Genomic DNA, 15,200 nt, shown 5'->3' on the forward strand with positions numbered 1-15,200 from the left:
TTCCAGCGGCGGCCCGGCGGCTGGGAACGCCATGACAGTCAGAACGCGGGGGGACGATACGCCTTGTCCGGCGCACCGTCCCTCCGCGTCCTGAGTGGCCCGGGTGGAGCGAGGTTGTGGTCATGCTCGCCCCACCTCCAGGCGGGTTACTTGATGTTGCTGTTGATTTCCTGGACGGCCTTGTCGAGGATCTGGCCGTAGTTCTGGCCGGACTTCTGGACGCTCTGCGCGATGGCGTTGCTCCAGGGGCCCCACACGGCGCCCATCTGGGGCACGTTGGGCATGGGGGTGCCCATGCTGATGGTCTTGCCGAAGCCCTGCACGACCGGGTCGGCCTTGAGCTTGGTGCGGGCGCTGAGGCTGGCGGGGATGCGGCCGCCGGCCTTGTTGAACGCGACCTGGGCGTCGGAGGAGCTGATCTGCTTGGCGAACTGCGCGGCGGCCACCTTGTTCTTGCTGTAGGAGTTCAGCATGGTGCCCTGCACGCCCACGAAGGGGCTCCACTTGCCGGTGGCGCCGGGAGGGGTCGGGAAGGGGATGATGCCGTAGTTGATGTTGGCCTTCTTGATGTCGCCCATGTCCCAGGGACCGGTGAGGAACATCCCGAGGCGGCCCTGCACGAAAGCACTCTTGGCGGCGTCGCCGTTGACGCCTTCGGGCACGAGGTTGTACTTGTAGCGTAGATCGTTCAGGAACGCGCTGGCCTTGTCGGCGCCGGCGTTGGCGAGACCCACGTCCTTGACGTTCAGGGTGCCGCCGTTGTTCTTGAAGACGTAGCCGCCGTAGGCGCTGATGATGCCGTACTGCATGTAGGCGTTGCTCAGGTCAGCGAGGTAGCCAAACTTGCCGCTGCCGGTGTTCTTCTGGGCGGCGGCAAGGAAGGCGCTCCAGGTGGTGGGGGCAGTGGGCACCAGGGCCTTGTTGTACACGACGGCGACCGCTTCGGCGAACATAGGGACGCCGAAGAGCTTGCCCTGGTAGGTCATGGCGTTCAGGGCGGTCTTGTCCAGGTCGGTGCGGCTGGTGACGTACTTGTCCATGGGCTCGATCACGCCGGCGGCGGCCAGCTGACCGAGGCGGTCGTGGGGCTGCGTGGTCAGCAGGTCGGGGCCCTGGCCCTTGGGGGCGCTCTGGATGAACTTGTCGGTCATCTCGCCGAAGGGCACGCTGACGATGTTGACCGTGTTGCCGGTCTTGGCCTTGAAGTCGGCGGCCTGTGCGCGCAGCCACGCCAGTTCACTGTCACCGAAGTGAGTCCAGACGGTGATGGTGGCGGCGCTGGCCTGGCCGAGCAGCGCGAGAGACAGGATGGTCAGAGCTTTCTTCATAGGTCTCCTTACATGGCGCGACTGTGAATCGCTTCCATTTCGAGGGATCAACTTTGATTCCATCGGCCTTCCACGGCAGGGAGGCGCCCGGAGTCGACACGGCTGAGCGTCCGCGACGGGTGATTCTTCTGGTTGCTCGAACGACAGTATAAGCCTCAACCGGTGTCCTGACAATGGGGTGACACCGACAATTTCACCGTCCCAGTCAGGAAGAAATCAGTTGGCGCCCGGGGCGGATGACCCGGGCCGGCATTCTGGTACCAGTGCGAACAAAAGTGAAACTGGAAGCGGTTCACAGAATCCTAACGGTCTCATCCGCGCTTTGGGTATCCCCCAGGTGCGTGGAACCCGTGGAAGCCGGTTAGACAGCCGCACGTTCCACGACAGCACCTGAGAGCCAGCAGCCCCATGTGCCGCGCTCCACGCATTCGTGCAGGGCCTGATCCCAATTCACAGCGCGACGGAACCGGCATCCCCGGGAGACAGCCGGTAGGGCCGCACCGTCTGGGCGCCGACGGACCGGATTGCCGTTCTGTCCTGACCGGTCGGTCAGGGTGCGGGCGTATACTTCGCCCCATGTCGTCCGCCGCCCCCTCCCCCGCCCGGGTCAACACCGGGCGAACAAAACTGATCCTGTTTCTGACCATCTTCATCGCCATGCTGGGCCTGAGCGTCCTGTTCCCGATCATCGCCCCACTGGGCCGCCAGCTCGGCCTGACCGAGACACAGACCGGCTGGTTCTCCACTGCCTACTCCCTGATGCAGTTCGTCTTCTCGCCCATCTGGGGGAACCGCAGCGAACGCGTGGGCCGCAAACCCATCCTCCTGATGGGCCTCGTGGGCTTCTCGATCAGCTTCGGGCTCTTCGGCGTGCTGGCCCAGGCAGGCCTGAATGGCGCGCTGAGCGGCACCCTGCTGTTCGTCCTGCTCGTCGCCTCGCGCGTGATCGGTGGGGTGCTCTCCAGCGCCACGCTGCCCACCGCGCAGGCCATGATGGCCGACCTGAGCAGCGCCAAGGACCGCGCCGCCAGCCTGGGCCTGATCGGCGCGGCGTTCGGCCTGGGCGTCGTGTTCGGCCCGGCCATCGGCGCGGCCCTGAGCGGCCTCAGCCTGACCGCGCCGGTCTTCTTCAGCGCCGCGCTGGGCCTGGTCACCGCGCTCGTCGCGTGGCGCACCCTGCCCGAAACCCGCGTGAGCGGCGCCAAGGTGGCCGCGAAGGGCAGCCGCCGCGCGCTGCTCTCGCAGCCCACCGTGCTGCTGCTGCTGGCCGTCAGCGCCCTGTCCACTCTGGCGAGCGTCGGCATGGAGCAGACCATCGGGTTCTACGTGCAGGACACCCTGCGCCTGACCCCGGAGGGCGCGGCGCGCGCGGTGGGCATCATGCTGACCGTGTTCGGGCTGGTCGCGGCGCTCGTGCAGGGCGGCGCGATCCGCCCCCTGGCGAAGAAACTGCCCACCACGCCCCTGGTGGCCGCCGGGCTGCTGATCATGGGCGCCGGGATGCTGCTGGTTCCCGCCGCGCAGACGTTCTGGCCGATCACGCTGGCCCTGGCGGTCGTGGGCGTCGGCAGCGCCATCCTGAGCCCCAGCCTCAGCGCGGGCCTGAGCCTCTCTGCGGGCGAGAACCAGCAGGGCACCGTCGCGGGCCTGAACAGCAGCGCGCTGGCCCTGGGCCGCATGACCGGCCCGCTGATCAGCACCGGGCTGTACCAGACGGTCAGTCACGCCGCGCCGTACGTCCTGAGCGGCAGCATCCTGCTGGCCCTGCTGGCCGTCATGCTGCTGATCCGGCCGAAGGTGCAGCCTGCCGCCACCTGAATGCACCCACCTGCGGCCTCCCCCCGGACGCCGGGGTGGGGGCCGCCTGACTTGGACGTCCTGCCGGGCCGCGCGTACACTGCCCGGATGACCGACGCACGCCGCCCCCGTCCCGCCCGCGACCACCCTGACCGTGACCGGCCCGCGCCGTTCAACCCGGCCCGCGAGGTCGCCGTGCGCGTGCTGCTGCGCGTCATGGACGCCGGGGCGTTCGCCGCGCCCGCGCTGGACGCCGCGCTGCAGGAAGCCCGCCTGCCCGCCCGGGACGCGGGGCTCGCCACGCACGTCGTGTACGGCGCGCTGCGCCACGCACCCAGCCTCACCCGCGCGCTCGACGCGCGCCTGTCCGGCGACACGCACCCGAAAACCCGCGCCGTGCTGCTGGCCGGGGCGTTCGAGCGGCTGTTCCTGGGCACCCCGCCGCACGCGGTCGTCAGCGAGTACGTGAACCTCGCGCGCGGCGCGCGGCTGGCGCCCCCCGGACTGGTGAACGCCGTGCTGCGCCGCCTGGAAACCCTGAGCCCCGACGAGGTCGTCCCCGACGAGATGCCCAGGTGGCTGGCGGACGTGTACCGCCGCGCGTACGGAGCGCAGGCGGACGCGGTGCTCGCGGACCTGCTGGAACCGCAGCCGCTGTGGCTGAGCCTCAGCGACGCGGGCGTCCGCGCGCTGGAGGACGAGGGCAGCGTCCTGGAGGGCACCGTGCAGGGCGTGGACCGCGTCGCGCTCGACCGCCCGCTGCGGCAGACCACCGCGTTCCAGCGGGGACAGGCGCAGCCGATCAACCCGGCCAGCCTCGCCTGCGTGGACGCGCTGGGTGACGTGCAGGGCGCGCGGGTGCTGGACCTGGCGGGCGGGGCGGGCGTGAAGGCCGCGATGCTCGCCACGCGCGGCGCGCAGGTGACCAGCGTGGACGTCATCGAACGCAAGCACGCCCAGGCCCGCACGAACCTGAAGCGGCTGGGCCTGACCGCGCAGTTCATCACGCACGACCTGACCCAGCCGCTGCCCGCCGAAGCCGCGCCTGCCGTGCTGCTCGACGCGCCGTGCACCGGCAGCGGCACGCTGCGCAGCCACCCGGAGATCAAGCTGCGCCTCACGCCGGACGCCGTGCAGGAGATGGCGCAGCTTCAGGCGCGGATGCTGCCGAACGCCGCCGCGCTCGTGCAGCCCGGCGGGACGCTGGTGTACTCGGTGTGCTCGGTCACGCCGCAGGAAGGACCGGAGGTCGTGCAGGCGTTCCTGGACAGCCACCCGGAGTTCACGGCGCAGCCCGTGCCGGACCTGGAGGTCCCCACCGTGCCCGCCGGGCCGGGCGTGCTGACCGTCCCGGTCGGCGGCGTGGACGGCTTCTTCATCGCGCGGATGCAGCGACAGGCCTGAGGCCAGCGGGACTGACCCGAGGGTCAGGGTAGGCTGGGGCCATGCGCCTCCTGCCTGCCCTGACCGTCACCGCGCTGCTGTCCGTGGTCGCACCCGCCTCGGCGCAGACTCCCGCCAATTGCGCCCTGGCGAATGCTGTGGACAGCAGCAGTTACGCCACACTGGCCATGGACGGCTGGTCCGAGGCGGCCGAGGACAACGCCGCGTTCGACTGGTCCGAGTGCCGCGCCGCCGCGCTCAGACGCAGCCTGAGCGGAAACCCGAAACTCAGCGCCCGCATCGACGGACTGCGGAGGCAGGCGCGGCAGCTGCGGGCACTGGAGGGTCAGTTCGCGGGCATCCGCGCGGGCGGCGGCACCCTGTACGGGCACGCGGTGCCCCGCTCGTTCCCCATGATCGAGGAGCAGCTCGCGGGCCTCGCCGCGCTGGCCCGCACCACCCTGGGCGCACAGACCGGCCAGCGCTACGCCACCGTGATCGCGCAGGCCCGCCGCGACCATGCCGCGTACGTGGCCACCCTGCGCGCCTACAAGCCCGGACCGGACGAGACCTACTCCACGTACAACGCCGCCGAGTGGAAGGCCCTGGTCAGCCAGTACGAGGCACTGGGACGCGCCGTCATGACCACCCTCGGCACCCGCACCGACGCCGCCACAGCTCTGGGGTACTCCATGCTGACCAGCACCCTGTTCCCCGCCGACGGGGACTTCTGATTCACAGCGACTGGATATTGGACATCAGGTGCAGGTACTCCCAGGTGTCGCGCTCCAGCGTGAAGCCCCACGCGCCGCTATCCAGCCGCACCCCGGTCAGGGTCACGGTGGACGGCGCCCGCGTGAAGGTCAACAGCACCTGATTGTCCCCGCTCAGTGGAAGGCGGGTAGCCCAGCCCTGCGCGGCCGCTTCCGCCTGCCAGCGGGTCAGGTGGCCGTGCAGGTCATGGTCTGCCGGGAGCAGCAGCAGAGGTGCGCCACCGGAGGGCCGACCCGGCACGCCACCCAGAGAGAGGCCCGGCCTGGGCAGCGGGGCGTCCACCGGGTCGAGCAGCGGGAGGTCCAGCACGCCCCGATGGGGTGAGCCGATCCCCAGCAGGGAACCGCCCAGGTCGAAGAGGTCGGCCTGCACGTCGAAACCCACGGCCCCGCTGGACCGGACCGGCAGCCCCGAGCCGAGGAGCGCGTCACGGACCGCCTCCCACGTCTGAAACTGCGTGGCGGGCGCGTTGGGTACCCGCAGCCGGACGTGCCGGGCTCCCGTCAGGTCGCGGTACACGCCCAGCGGGACCACGCCGGGCGGCCAGCGCAGGTCTCGCAGGGGGCGAGCAGGTCGCCCCCCCGCTAGGACCACTGCGGGCGCAGCAGGTGCAGGGCCATGCGCGCGCGCGTGCCCACCAGGGGCCGGGGGACACGGCGTGGCGCGGATACCGGAAAGTCCAGCGGGGCATGCCCAACGCTACCGCCGTGCCCGGACCACTGAACACGCAGATGACCGGGCCGCGCGGGGCGGCCCGGTCACGGGAGGCTTGGGTTACTCGCCGAGCGCGGCGTCGAGCGCGATCTCGATCATGGCGTTGAAGGTCAGCTGGCGCTCCTCGGCGGTGGTTTCCTCGCGGGTGACGAGGTGGTCGCTGATGGTCAGGACGGTCAGGGCCTTCACGCCGTGTTTGGCGGCCAGGGTGTACAGCCCGGCGGCTTCCATCTCGACGGCCAGCACGCCGTAGTCCGCCCAGATTTTGTACTGGTCGAAGTCGTCGTGGTAGAAGGTGTCGCTGCTCATGATGTTGCCGACGTGGGTGGTGTGGCCGCGTTCGCGGGCGATCTGGTAGGCGCGCATCAGCAGGTCGAAGTCGGCGATGGGGGCGTAGTTCTTCGCGCCGAAGCGGATGTTGTTGATGTTGCTGTCCGTGCATGCGGCCTGCGCCAGGACGATGTCGCGCACGTGCACGTCCGCCTGGTAGCTGCCGGCGGTGCCGACGCGGATGAGGTTCTTGCAGCCGTACTGGGTGATGAGTTCGCTGACGTAGATCATGGAGCTGGCGATGCCCATGCCAGTGCCCTGCACGCTGACGCGCTTGCCCTTGTACGTGCCGGTGTAGCCGTGCATGCCGCGCACGGTGTTGTGCAGGACGGGGTCGGTGAGGAACGTCTCGGCGATGTGCTTGGCGCGCAGCGGGTCGCCCGGGAGGAGGACGGTTTCGGCGATCTGGCCGGGTTCAGCGTTCAGGTGAATACTCATGACCCCTGAGCCTATCAAGTTCCGGCGCGGCTGTGAATGTCCTGCGGGTTCAGCGGCCCGCCCTGCGGCGCAGCATGCCCGGTTTGTTCGATTCAGAGGCATCGAGAGCGGCCCTTGATGCCTCTGCGTGGGCGGTCAGCGCTGGAAGGTCAGGAGGGTGGCGGCGCTGTCCGTGCCGAACTGACCGCGCCCGACGAGCAGCTGCGTCCCCGCTGCGTTCCAGGTGAGGCCGCCGTCGTACATGGACAGTTTCGGGCTGCGGGCGACATCCTGTCCGTCACTGACGCGCAGGACCAGCACGTGCGGCAGCTCGCCGGAGGCGTTCACGGCGAGGTGCGTGCCGTCGGGGCTGAAGGCGAGGTCCTCCACCGAGCCGTCCAGCGTGACCTGCCGGTACGGGGTGGTGTCCTCTCCGCGGAACAGCCAGATCTGCTGCTCGCCGGCGCGGCGGACCGTGACGGCCAGGGTGCCGTCCGGGGCGCTGGCCAGGAGGGCGGGGGTGGCGTCCCGGGGGAACTGCGCCTGACTGATCAGTTCCCGGCTGGACGTGTCGATCCGCAGGGCGTGCCCTCCCTGCGTGATCAGGGCCAGCACCTTGCCCCCGGCACTTGCGGCGGCGTCCAGGAACGTGTCGTCCGGGTCGACGTCCAGGTCCTCCAGCGCTTCGATGGACAGGCCGAAGATTTTCCTGCCGGTGGCGTCGAACAGTTCGGCGTGCGATCCGGAGTTCACGATGGCCACCCTGCCGTCCGGGCTGGCGGTGAGGCGCTCGGCTTCGCTCAGGTCGATCTCGTACAGGTCGTCCGTGGTGTCGAAGCCCTGCGCGCCCAGCAGCGCCAGGTAGGGTTCGAAGTCCTGTTCGTCTTCCAGCACCCCGAAGCCTTCCCCGGCGGCGGACGCGATGGACAGCAGCCACGATTCGTCTTCGGTGACGACCTGCGGCGTGGCGGACAGGCGGTATCCCACGTCGGTCAGGGCGGCGACCGGGACGCCGTTCAGGTACCCGCTGTCGCTGACGCGAGCCGCGGGGAAATTCAGCCGGCGGGCGTCGTCCGGGCGGGTCAGGGTGGACAGGCGGGCGGGCCAGTTCCGGCTCAGGCCGATGACGGTCTTCCCGTCCGGCGCGATGATCAGGCGCGCGCCGGCAAAGTAGTCCACGGGAGTCTCGCCCTGTCCGGTCTGCACATTCCACCGTTGGAGCTTCGTTCCCGATTTGGCGTACAGATCGGTGGGTGTGGCGAAGGCCAGCGCGGCACGCTCTCCGCTGAGGGTCACGGTCCGGTTCGCTCCCTGTCGCAGGATCAGCCCCTTGCGATCCTCGCAGCTGGCCGCTCCGGCGCTGCCGTCCGGGGCGATGACCAGGGCGTAGAGGGTCTTGCAGGGCAGCGCCTGGCCGAGCGGCTTCCACGCGACCGGGTCCCAGAGGGTGACGCGGCCCTTGCCGTCGGCAGCGACGGCGCGTTGACCGTCCCGGGACGTGACGATGTCGAGCACGCCTTCATTCAGTTGCCGGTCCGCGTCCGTCCGGGGGTTCCAGAGTACGGCGAGGTTCGCGTCGGTGGTGTCCAGCACGAGGATCACCTGACCGTCGGCGCGGAACTGCGCGGAGGTCGCGTTGAGGGTGTCGAAGGTGTTCAGGAGTGTTCCGTTGCTGAGCTGCCACGCGTACGCCACGCCGTTACTCAGTCCGACCACGAGGTCAGCGGCGGGGCTGACGCTGACGGACGTGATGGTCTCGGTCGGGCCGCGCAGCGTCTGGGCGGCCCGGTCGGGCTGCGCGGCGTCCACGATGGTGACGGTGTTGTCGGTCGCCACCGCGAACCGCCTGCCGTTCGGGAACCACACGGCGTCGTTCGCACTCGCGCCGTTCAGGCGGTACGACGCGGCGACCTTCAGGCTGGCGGCCTCCGCGGCGGCGGCGGTCAGGGCGAGGGTCAGGGTGGCGAGTTTCAGGGCCGTCAGGTGCGCGCGCCGGGGTCGGGTCATGCCTGCACTGTAGGAACGGGGCGGGACAGTTGTGGGGACAGTTCCGCACCCGCAGGGTTCAGGTGGAGCTGGTGAGGGCCTCGCGCAGGGCGCGAGTGAACGCAGGAACGTCCGGGGTGCTGCCCTGCGCGAGGTCGGGTCGCCCGCCTCCCTTGCCGCCGCTGGCGGTCAGCGCGGCGCGCAGCACGCCTCCGGCGTTCACGGCCGGGTGCGCGCTGCCGATGCCCACGCGACCCGCGTCGGTGACCGCCACGACGACCTCGCCGGGCGGGAGGTCCGTCAGGGCCGCCTGAAGTCCGGCCGGGTCCCCCAGCGTCACGACGCGCAGGGTGACGTCTCCATGCACTTCCGGGGTCGTGCGGTCGCGGGTGGAGCGGGCCAGCGTGGCGTGCAGCGCCTCGACCTGCGCGGTCAGCGCGGCGCGCTCGGCGGTCAGGGCGTCCACGCGGTCCGGCAGCCGCTCGACCGGCACGCTGAACCCCTGCGCCAGACGCCGCGCGTCGGCGTACACGCCGCCCAGGTACTCGGCGGCCTCCTCGCCCGCCATGAACGTCACGCGGGTCACGCCGCCCTTGATGCGTTCGGTGCGCAGGATCACGACCGGGGCGGCCATGCTGGCGCGCGGGACGTGCGTGCCGCCGCAGGCGCTCACGTCGAACGGCGTGCCGTCCGCGCGGCGGTAGATGACCAGCCGCGTGTCGCCCCGCACCTTCGACTCGCGCCGCAGGGGGTAGTGGGGCAGGTCAGCCTCCGGCACCACGGGCGTGTCCAGGGTCAGCTCCTCGCGCCCCATGACCTCGCGCAGCAGCGCCTCGGCGGCGCGGACGTGCGATTCGGCCGGGTCGCCGCTCAGGTCGATGGTGCACTCCGGGGCGTTCATGTTCACGGCGACCACCTCGAACACTGGATTCACCTGCACGAACGCCTGGGCGAGCAGGTGCTCGGCGCTGTGCCGCTGCATGTGCCGCCAGCGGCGGCCTTCGTCCACCTCGCCCTCAACGGCCTGCCCGACCGGGGGAAGCGCACCGTCCAGCGCGTGCCAGATCAGCCCGGTCGCCCTGTCCCGCCGACTGCCGGTCACGCGGGCTGCGCCGCCGTCCCAGCGGAGGGTGCCGGTGTCGGCCGCCTGCCCACCCGCGTCGGGGTACAGGGCGGTGGCGTCCAGCGCGATCTCGTGGTTCTGGACGTGCGTGACGGTCCCGGTGAAGGTCATCCGGGTGCTGTCGTGGTACAGGGGGCGGGTCATCCCGCTCAGGGTAACGCGGGACTTCAATTTCAGCCCAAGGTCGCGTGAAGTGCCCCATAAGAGCCGCTGAATCTTTCCTTTCGGCAGCGTCAGGCAGCGGCTTCTACACTGGATTCACTCAGTTGGGGCGGACGTTCGCCCTCATGCTCAGGAGGACCGTATGTCGAACTTCGGAATCTACATGATCGGAATCATCGTCTTGATCGTGGCGCTGTTCATCGCCGGAAACGCCTTCGCGTGGCCCCAGACGTACACGCTGATCGGCGCGGTCGTGCTGCTCGGCCTGGGGATTCTCGCCGGGGTGACCAGCACCAAGCGCCGCGACCCGCCCGCCGGTGACCCGCCCGTCCGCTGATCCACCCTGAATCCCCAGCAGTAGTCGCCCCGACCACTCCGGCCGGGGCGATTGCATGTGGGGAATGGTCAGATCTCGACGTGGGCGGGCTGGGGGCGTTCGCCCTTGGCGCGGCGGGGAATTTCCAGGTTCGGCATCATCAGGGTCGCCAGGAACGCGAGGGCAGCGACGATGATCGAGTAGCGGTAGATGGAGCTGATGGTGTCCGCGAACGCGACCTTCCCGGCTCGGGCGCTGGCGAGCGTGATCTTCTCGCCGTCGTTCACGCCGCTCAGCGCACCGGCCAGGACCTGCTCGCGGGCCGGGGCGGGCACGCCGCCCTGGGGGATGTTCGTGAACTGAGCCTGCGCGGGGGCGGGCAGCGACCTGATGAAGGGGTCGTTCTTGAGGGCCGTCACCGCCTGCGGATCGCCGGTCTCGATGGCGGCCGTGAGGTTCTTGCGCAGCGTGGCGAAGCGGGCCTGAATGTCCGCGGGTTTCTCGGGGGTGGCGTTGCGGTCGCCGGTGGGGGCGTTGCCGCTGCGGATGTCGTCGCTGATCTTCTGGAGGGTGGTGGCGACGGTGCCCTGGTTGCTGGCGGCCTGCGCGGCGAACTGCGTGGCGAGGTTGCTGCTGACCCCGGCGGTGAGGATCGCGCCGAAGATGGCGGTGCCGATGGTGCTGCCCATCTGCTGGAAGAACTGCCCGGCGCTGGTGGCCACGCCGATCTCCCAGGGCTTGACGGCCAGTTGCAGGGCGGTGGTGTACAGCGGCAGAGCGGGGCCGAGGCCCAGGCCCAGCAGCACCATGCGGAACACGACGCTGTTGTAGCTGCTGTCGGCGTTCAGGGTGCTCAGCGCGAAGAAGCCCAGCCCGGCGGTGATCAGGCCGATCAGCATGAGGGGCTTGTAGCGGCCCATGCGGCTGGCGATCTGGCCGCTGCCGATCGCGCCGATGATCAGGCCGACCGTCAGGGGAATGGTGGCGGTTCCGGCGGCGGTGGCGCTGACGCCCTGCACCTGCACGAGGTACAGACTGAGGAACAGGATCGCGCCGAGGAACCCGGCGCCGATCATGAAGCGGGCCAGGGCGCCCCAGGCGAAGGTGGGGTTCCTGAACAGCGTGAGGGGCAGGATGGGGCTCTCGTGGCGGCTCTCGACGAACAGGAACGCGACGAGGCTGGCGGCGCTCAGGCCGAACAGGCCCAGGATCTGCGGGCTGGTCCAGGCGTAGTTGCCGTCGGCGCCCCAGGTGAGGGCCAGCAGGAGCGGCACGGTGAACACGAGGATCAGGAAGGCTCCCAGCCAGTCGACTTTGGCCTGCAGGCCGCTGGCGAGGCGGGGCATCTTGCTGGCGATGAACGCCAGGGCGATCAGGCCGATGGGCAGGTTCACGTAGAACACCCAGCGCCACGACACCTGGTCGGTCAGGAAGCCGCCCAGCAGCGGTCCGATGACGCTGCTCAGGCCGAACACGGCGCCGAACAGGCCCTGGTAGCGGGGGCGGTCGACGGGTTCGAACAGATCGGCGATGATCGCGAACGCCACCGAGCCAAGAGCGGCGGCCCCGACGCCCTGCAGGCCGCGGAACACGACGAGCTGCATCATGCCGCCGCCGAACAGGTTGCCCAGGAAGGGCTCACCAGCCAGGCCGCACAGGGCGCTGCCGATCAGGAAGATCACGATGCCCAGCATCAGGATGGGTTTACGGCCGTACAGGTCCGAGAGCTTCCCGTAGATGGGCACCAGCGCGGTGTTCGTCAGGAGGTACGCGGTGGTCACCCACGAGTACAGGCTCAGGCCGTTGAGGTCCTGCGTGATGCGGGGCATGGCGGTGGACACGATGGTCTGGTCCAGCGCGCTGAGGAACAGGCCCAGCAGCACGCCGAAGAGGATCAGGCGTTTGGTGGGCAGGTCGAGGGTCTTGGCGTAGTCGATGCGCCCTTCGGGTTCGGCGGTGTGTGCGCTCATGGGTGCTCCTGGCAGGAGTAGGTGGGTTCGAGTTCGTCCAGCACGCGCTGGAGGTGGAGGGTGGCGGCCTGGACGGTGTCCAGTTGCAGGGCCTGGAAGGCGGTGACGTACGCCTTGACGAATTCGCTGTCCATGCGGCCCACGATGTCGCGCCCGGCGTCGGTGAGGTCCACGAGTTTCTCGCGGCGGTTCTCGGGGTTCTCGGTGCGCTGCGCGAGGCCGCGTTTCACGAGGCGCTCGACGAGGTGACTGACGGCCGGGACGCTCAGGCGGGTCAGTTCGCTGAGCTGCGTGACGGTCATGGGGGCGCGGGCGCGCAGCTGGTGCATGGCGGTGATCTGCGAGAAGCTCAGGTCCCATTCGAGCAGTTCGTCCTGCATGCCCCGCATGACGCGACTGCTGATCAGCCGGTGCAGGCGTTTCATGGTCCGGCCGAAGGCTTCGGCGGCCTGCACGTGTTCGGGGCTCAGCTGGGCGGGTCCGGTGTCGGCAGGGTCAGGAGGGGGTGGCTGTCCGGGAGGCATCATGCTTCGAAGGTTGCAACAGTCTCACTCTCAAGAAGGTGAAACGCCCCACATCTTTCGAAGGGTTGGCCATCTGGCCTACCCAACTGGAACGCCCGGCACAGAACGGCAGAGGCGGCCCGCCTCCGGACCGCCCCTCTCCCCCTCCCTGTCAGCTTGGCTTCAGCGCGTTCCAGGCGGCCTGCACCGCCGCGCCACGCTCGACCGGCACGCCCAGCGCGTGGAAGGCGTCCTCCAGAATCCCGGCGATCGCCAGTGCGTCGTAGCGGTCCGCGTAGCCCATAGTGCTCACGCGGAACACCGTGTCCTCGTGCGGCGCCTGGCCCGGCAGGGCGCGCTGGCCCATCGCGGCCAGCTGGGCGGCCACCTGCCGCCCGGTGATCCCGGCGGGCGGCGTGAGGACCGCCACGGCCGGGCTGGTCCGCGGCGCCCAGGCAGGCGCGCCCAGCGCGGTCCCGGCGGCGATCAGCGCGTCGGTCTTGCGGCGCTGCTCGGCCCACAGGACGTCCAGCGGCACGCTCAGGAGGCGGTCCAGCGCCGTGCTCAGGGCGTAGATCAGGTTGATAGCCGGGGTCTGCGGGGTGTTCCCGGCCTTCTGCCCGGCCAGTTCGCGGGTCATGTCCAGGTAGAAGCCGCGTTCCGGGTTCTGGATCATGCGGGCCTGGACTTCCGGGCTGAACAGCACGAAGCCCAGCCCGGGGGGCGTGGCGGTGCCCTTCTGGCTGCCGGACACGATGACGTCCACGCCCCACGCGGCGGGGCGCAGTTCCGCCACCCCGTACGAGGTGATGCCGTCGGCGATGATGATCAGGTCCGGGTTCTGCGCCTTCGCGGCCCGCGCGATGGCTTCGAGGTCGTGCAGGGCGCCGGTGCTCGTCTCGCTGTGCGTGATGAGCAGCGTGTGCGCGTCCCGGGCGGCGTCGGCGACCTCCTGCGGGTCGAGGACCTCACCCCAGGGTTTCGATACGAGGGTGGTGTCGTACCCGAAGCGGCGGGCCATCTCGCCCCAGCGTTCGCTGAACTTCCCGGCCTGGGCGTTCACGACCTTCGCGCCGCCGGGCGTGGTGCTGACCAGCGCGCCCTCGAACGCGCCGGTGCCGCTGCTGGTGGTGATGACGGCGTCGTAGGGGTCGCCCAGCAGCCGCGTGAGTTTCTCGCGGGCTTCCATCAGCTTGGCGATCCCGGCCTGCGCGCGGTGGTGCATCTGCGGCTGCGCCAGTTCCGCCAGGACGTTCGGCGCGACCTCGACGGGACCGGGCGCGATCAGGCGTTCGCGGTTCAGGGGCGTGTGGTCCGGGCGGGCAGCGTCGCTCATGCCCTGCATCTTAGGGGCCGCCCAGTGCGGCTGCGGCTGGCCTGTGCATTCAGCCGTGAGAAAATCCACGGTTCATGGGCAACGTGTGAGGACAGTGTGGGATTTTCTTGATGAAATAGGGCCATGATCCGCCGCCTCGCCTCCATCCTGCTGACGGGCTGCCTCGGGTTCGGCGGCCTGGGCGCCGCGCAGACCACCACCGTCCCCCAGGCCACCCCGCTTCCCCTGACCCTGCCCGGCGGCCAGCCGGTCGAGGCGAACGCCGTGGTGGACAGCGCCGACCTCTTCGACCTGCTCGTGCAGGCTGACTTCCGCGCCTGCGGGCAGACCGCCCGGCGTGACGCTACCCTGGACGCCGTGGCCGCGCGGGTCGCCCGGGGGTACTCGCTGAAAAGCGAACTGCAGAGCGCCCGGGTCCGCGCCCAGAGGGCCAATCAGTTCGTGCTGCCGAAACTGGGCCGCGCTCCGGCCGTCCTGCAGGCCCTGGCCAACCAGTGCGCTCTGCGCGTCGGCTTCACCCGGTACGGCGTGGCCGTGCAGGACGGCCGGGCCGCGCTGGTCGCCGTGACGCCCGCGCAGATCGAGGCAGACGATCCCCGCGCGTGGCTGGACCGCTTCCTGGCCCTGACGAACGAGGCCCGCCGCCAGGGGCAGCGCTGCGGTGACGAGCTGTTCCACAGCGCCGCGCCGCTGCGCTGGAATGACCAGCTGGCCACGTCCGCACAGACGCACCTGGGCGACCTGATTCGCCTGAACTTCCGCGGGCACATCAATCCCCAGACCGGCAGTACCCCCCACCTGCGCGCGCAGGCGGCCGGTTACCTGGGCGCGGACGTGGGTGAGAACGCCGCCTACGACGCCACCACCCCCGAGGACGCCCTGCAGACCCTGCTGGACAGCCCCGGGCACTGCCGGACCCTGATGAATCCCGAGTGGCGGGAGTTCGGCGCGGCCATGGGCAACGGCACGGCGGACACCGTGTTCGCCACGTACTGGGTGCAGGACTTCGGCCGCTGACCCGCGCACGCCCCGCGCCAGGACCGCCTGACACGCTGGGACCG

At 70.2% G+C, this 15,200-nt stretch carries 13 protein-coding genes; 5 read left to right on the forward strand and 8 right to left on the reverse strand.

The genetic code is table 11. The annotated features are described in order from the left end of the window. Positions 1–146: 146 nt before the first annotated feature. Entirely contained in the window at positions 147–1,328 is a 1,182-nt protein-coding gene (locus IEY69_RS05845; protein ID WP_046842334.1) for a sugar ABC transporter substrate-binding protein, read from the reverse strand. A 576-nt stretch (positions 1,329–1,904) separates the two neighbouring features. Here IEY69_RS05845 and IEY69_RS05850 point away from each other — a divergent pair. The 3 genes from IEY69_RS05850 (at position 1,905) to IEY69_RS05860 (ending at position 5,242) form a co-directional block, all read left to right on the forward strand. Then, positions 1,905–3,146, forward strand: a complete 1,242-nt coding sequence (locus IEY69_RS05850) for an MFS transporter (RefSeq protein WP_189072137.1) — start codon at positions 1,905–1,907, stop codon at positions 3,144–3,146. Between the two features lie 87 nt (positions 3,147–3,233). Continuing rightward, entirely contained in the window at positions 3,234–4,529 is a 1,296-nt protein-coding gene (locus IEY69_RS05855) for an RsmB/NOP family class I SAM-dependent RNA methyltransferase (protein ID WP_189072138.1), read from the forward strand. Positions 4,530–4,570: 41 nt separating this feature from the next. After that, a complete protein-coding gene (locus IEY69_RS05860; RefSeq protein ID WP_189072139.1) occupies positions 4,571–5,242 on the forward strand; it encodes a hypothetical protein in 672 nt (223 codons plus the stop codon). Position 5,243: 1 nt separating this feature from the next. Here the strand turns inward: IEY69_RS05860 and IEY69_RS05865 are convergent, their stop codons facing one another. The 4 genes from IEY69_RS05865 to IEY69_RS05880 all read right to left on the reverse strand — a co-directional run bounded on the left by IEY69_RS05865 (position 5,244) and on the right by IEY69_RS05880 (position 9,996). Beyond that, positions 5,244–5,876: a hypothetical protein gene (locus tag IEY69_RS05865; protein ID WP_189072140.1), complete on the reverse strand. Its 633-nt coding sequence runs from the start codon at positions 5,874–5,876 to the stop codon at positions 5,244–5,246. Between the two features lie 180 nt (positions 5,877–6,056). After that, positions 6,057–6,764 carry a purine-nucleoside phosphorylase gene (gene deoD / locus IEY69_RS05870; protein ID WP_189072141.1) on the reverse strand — a complete coding sequence of 236 codons (708 nt, stop codon included), beginning with the start codon at positions 6,762–6,764 and terminating at the stop codon, positions 6,057–6,059. A 135-nt stretch (positions 6,765–6,899) separates the two neighbouring features. After that, positions 6,900–8,750, reverse strand: a complete 1,851-nt coding sequence (locus IEY69_RS05875; protein ID WP_189072142.1) for a WD40 repeat domain-containing protein — start codon at positions 8,748–8,750, stop codon at positions 6,900–6,902. A gap of 58 nt (positions 8,751–8,808) precedes the next feature. Beyond that, positions 8,809–9,996, reverse strand: a complete 1,188-nt coding sequence (locus IEY69_RS05880) for an alanyl-tRNA editing protein (RefSeq protein WP_189072143.1) — start codon at positions 9,994–9,996, stop codon at positions 8,809–8,811. 160 nt (positions 9,997–10,156) lie between these two features. Between IEY69_RS05880 and IEY69_RS05885 the strand changes: the two genes are divergently transcribed. After that, positions 10,157–10,351 (forward strand): hypothetical protein, encoded by a 195-nt coding sequence (locus IEY69_RS05885; protein ID WP_189072144.1) that lies wholly within the window; start codon positions 10,157–10,159, stop codon positions 10,349–10,351. A gap of 68 nt (positions 10,352–10,419) precedes the next feature. On the opposite strand, the gene IEY69_RS05890 is transcribed toward IEY69_RS05885, so the two are convergent. From IEY69_RS05890 to IEY69_RS05900, 3 genes are all read right to left on the reverse strand, one after another. Next, positions 10,420–12,300 carry an MDR family MFS transporter gene (locus IEY69_RS05890; RefSeq protein WP_189072145.1) on the reverse strand — a complete coding sequence of 627 codons (1,881 nt, stop codon included), beginning with the start codon at positions 12,298–12,300 and terminating at the stop codon, positions 10,420–10,422. Further along, a complete protein-coding gene (locus IEY69_RS05895; RefSeq protein WP_229783661.1) occupies positions 12,297–12,827 on the reverse strand; it encodes a MarR family winged helix-turn-helix transcriptional regulator in 531 nt (176 codons plus the stop codon). The genes IEY69_RS05890 and IEY69_RS05895 overlap by 4 nt, the downstream gene beginning before the upstream one ends. Before the next feature lie 148 nt (positions 12,828–12,975). Further along, positions 12,976–14,139 carry an aminotransferase class V-fold PLP-dependent enzyme gene (locus IEY69_RS05900; RefSeq protein ID WP_189072146.1) on the reverse strand — a complete coding sequence of 388 codons (1,164 nt, stop codon included), beginning with the start codon at positions 14,137–14,139 and terminating at the stop codon, positions 12,976–12,978. Between the two features lie 123 nt (positions 14,140–14,262). Between IEY69_RS05900 and IEY69_RS05905 the strand changes: the two genes are divergently transcribed. Next, positions 14,263–15,156, forward strand: a complete 894-nt coding sequence (locus IEY69_RS05905) for a CAP domain-containing protein (protein WP_189072147.1) — start codon at positions 14,263–14,265, stop codon at positions 15,154–15,156. Positions 15,157–15,200: the final 44 nt, after the last annotated feature.

Origin of the sequence: Deinococcus sedimenti (genome assembly GCF_014648135.1) — a bacterium.
GTDB classification, from domain to species: domain Bacteria; phylum Deinococcota; class Deinococci; order Deinococcales; family Deinococcaceae; genus Deinococcus; species Deinococcus sedimenti.

Excerpts from the sequence above, each read along its gene's own strand:
- IEY69_RS05850 (WP_189072137.1), top strand. The coding sequence starts at position 1,905 with ATGTCGTCCGCCGCCCCCTCCCCCGCCCGGGTCAACACCGGGCGAACA.
- IEY69_RS05845 (WP_046842334.1), bottom strand. The coding sequence starts at position 1,328 with ATGAAGAAAGCTCTGACCATCCTGTCTCTCGCGCTGCTCGGCCAGGCC.
- deoD (WP_189072141.1), bottom strand. The coding sequence starts at position 6,764 with ATGAGTATTCACCTGAACGCTGAACCCGGCCAGATCGCCGAAACCGTC.
- IEY69_RS05905 (WP_189072147.1), top strand. The coding sequence starts at position 14,263 with ATGATCCGCCGCCTCGCCTCCATCCTGCTGACGGGCTGCCTCGGGTTC.
- IEY69_RS05900 (WP_189072146.1), bottom strand. The coding sequence starts at position 14,139 with ATGAGCGACGCTGCCCGCCCGGACCACACGCCCCTGAACCGCGAACGC.
- IEY69_RS05895 (WP_229783661.1), bottom strand. The coding sequence starts at position 12,827 with ATGATGCCTCCCGGACAGCCACCCCCTCCTGACCCTGCCGACACCGGA.
- IEY69_RS05885 (WP_189072144.1), top strand. The coding sequence starts at position 10,157 with ATGTCGAACTTCGGAATCTACATGATCGGAATCATCGTCTTGATCGTG.
- IEY69_RS05880 (WP_189072143.1), bottom strand. The coding sequence starts at position 9,996 with ATGACCCGCCCCCTGTACCACGACAGCACCCGGATGACCTTCACCGGG.
- IEY69_RS05860 (WP_189072139.1), top strand. The coding sequence starts at position 4,571 with ATGCGCCTCCTGCCTGCCCTGACCGTCACCGCGCTGCTGTCCGTGGTC.
- IEY69_RS05875 (WP_189072142.1), bottom strand. The coding sequence starts at position 8,750 with ATGACCCGACCCCGGCGCGCGCACCTGACGGCCCTGAAACTCGCCACC.
- IEY69_RS05855 (WP_189072138.1), top strand. The coding sequence starts at position 3,234 with ATGACCGACGCACGCCGCCCCCGTCCCGCCCGCGACCACCCTGACCGT.
- IEY69_RS05890 (WP_189072145.1), bottom strand. The coding sequence starts at position 12,300 with ATGAGCGCACACACCGCCGAACCCGAAGGGCGCATCGACTACGCCAAG.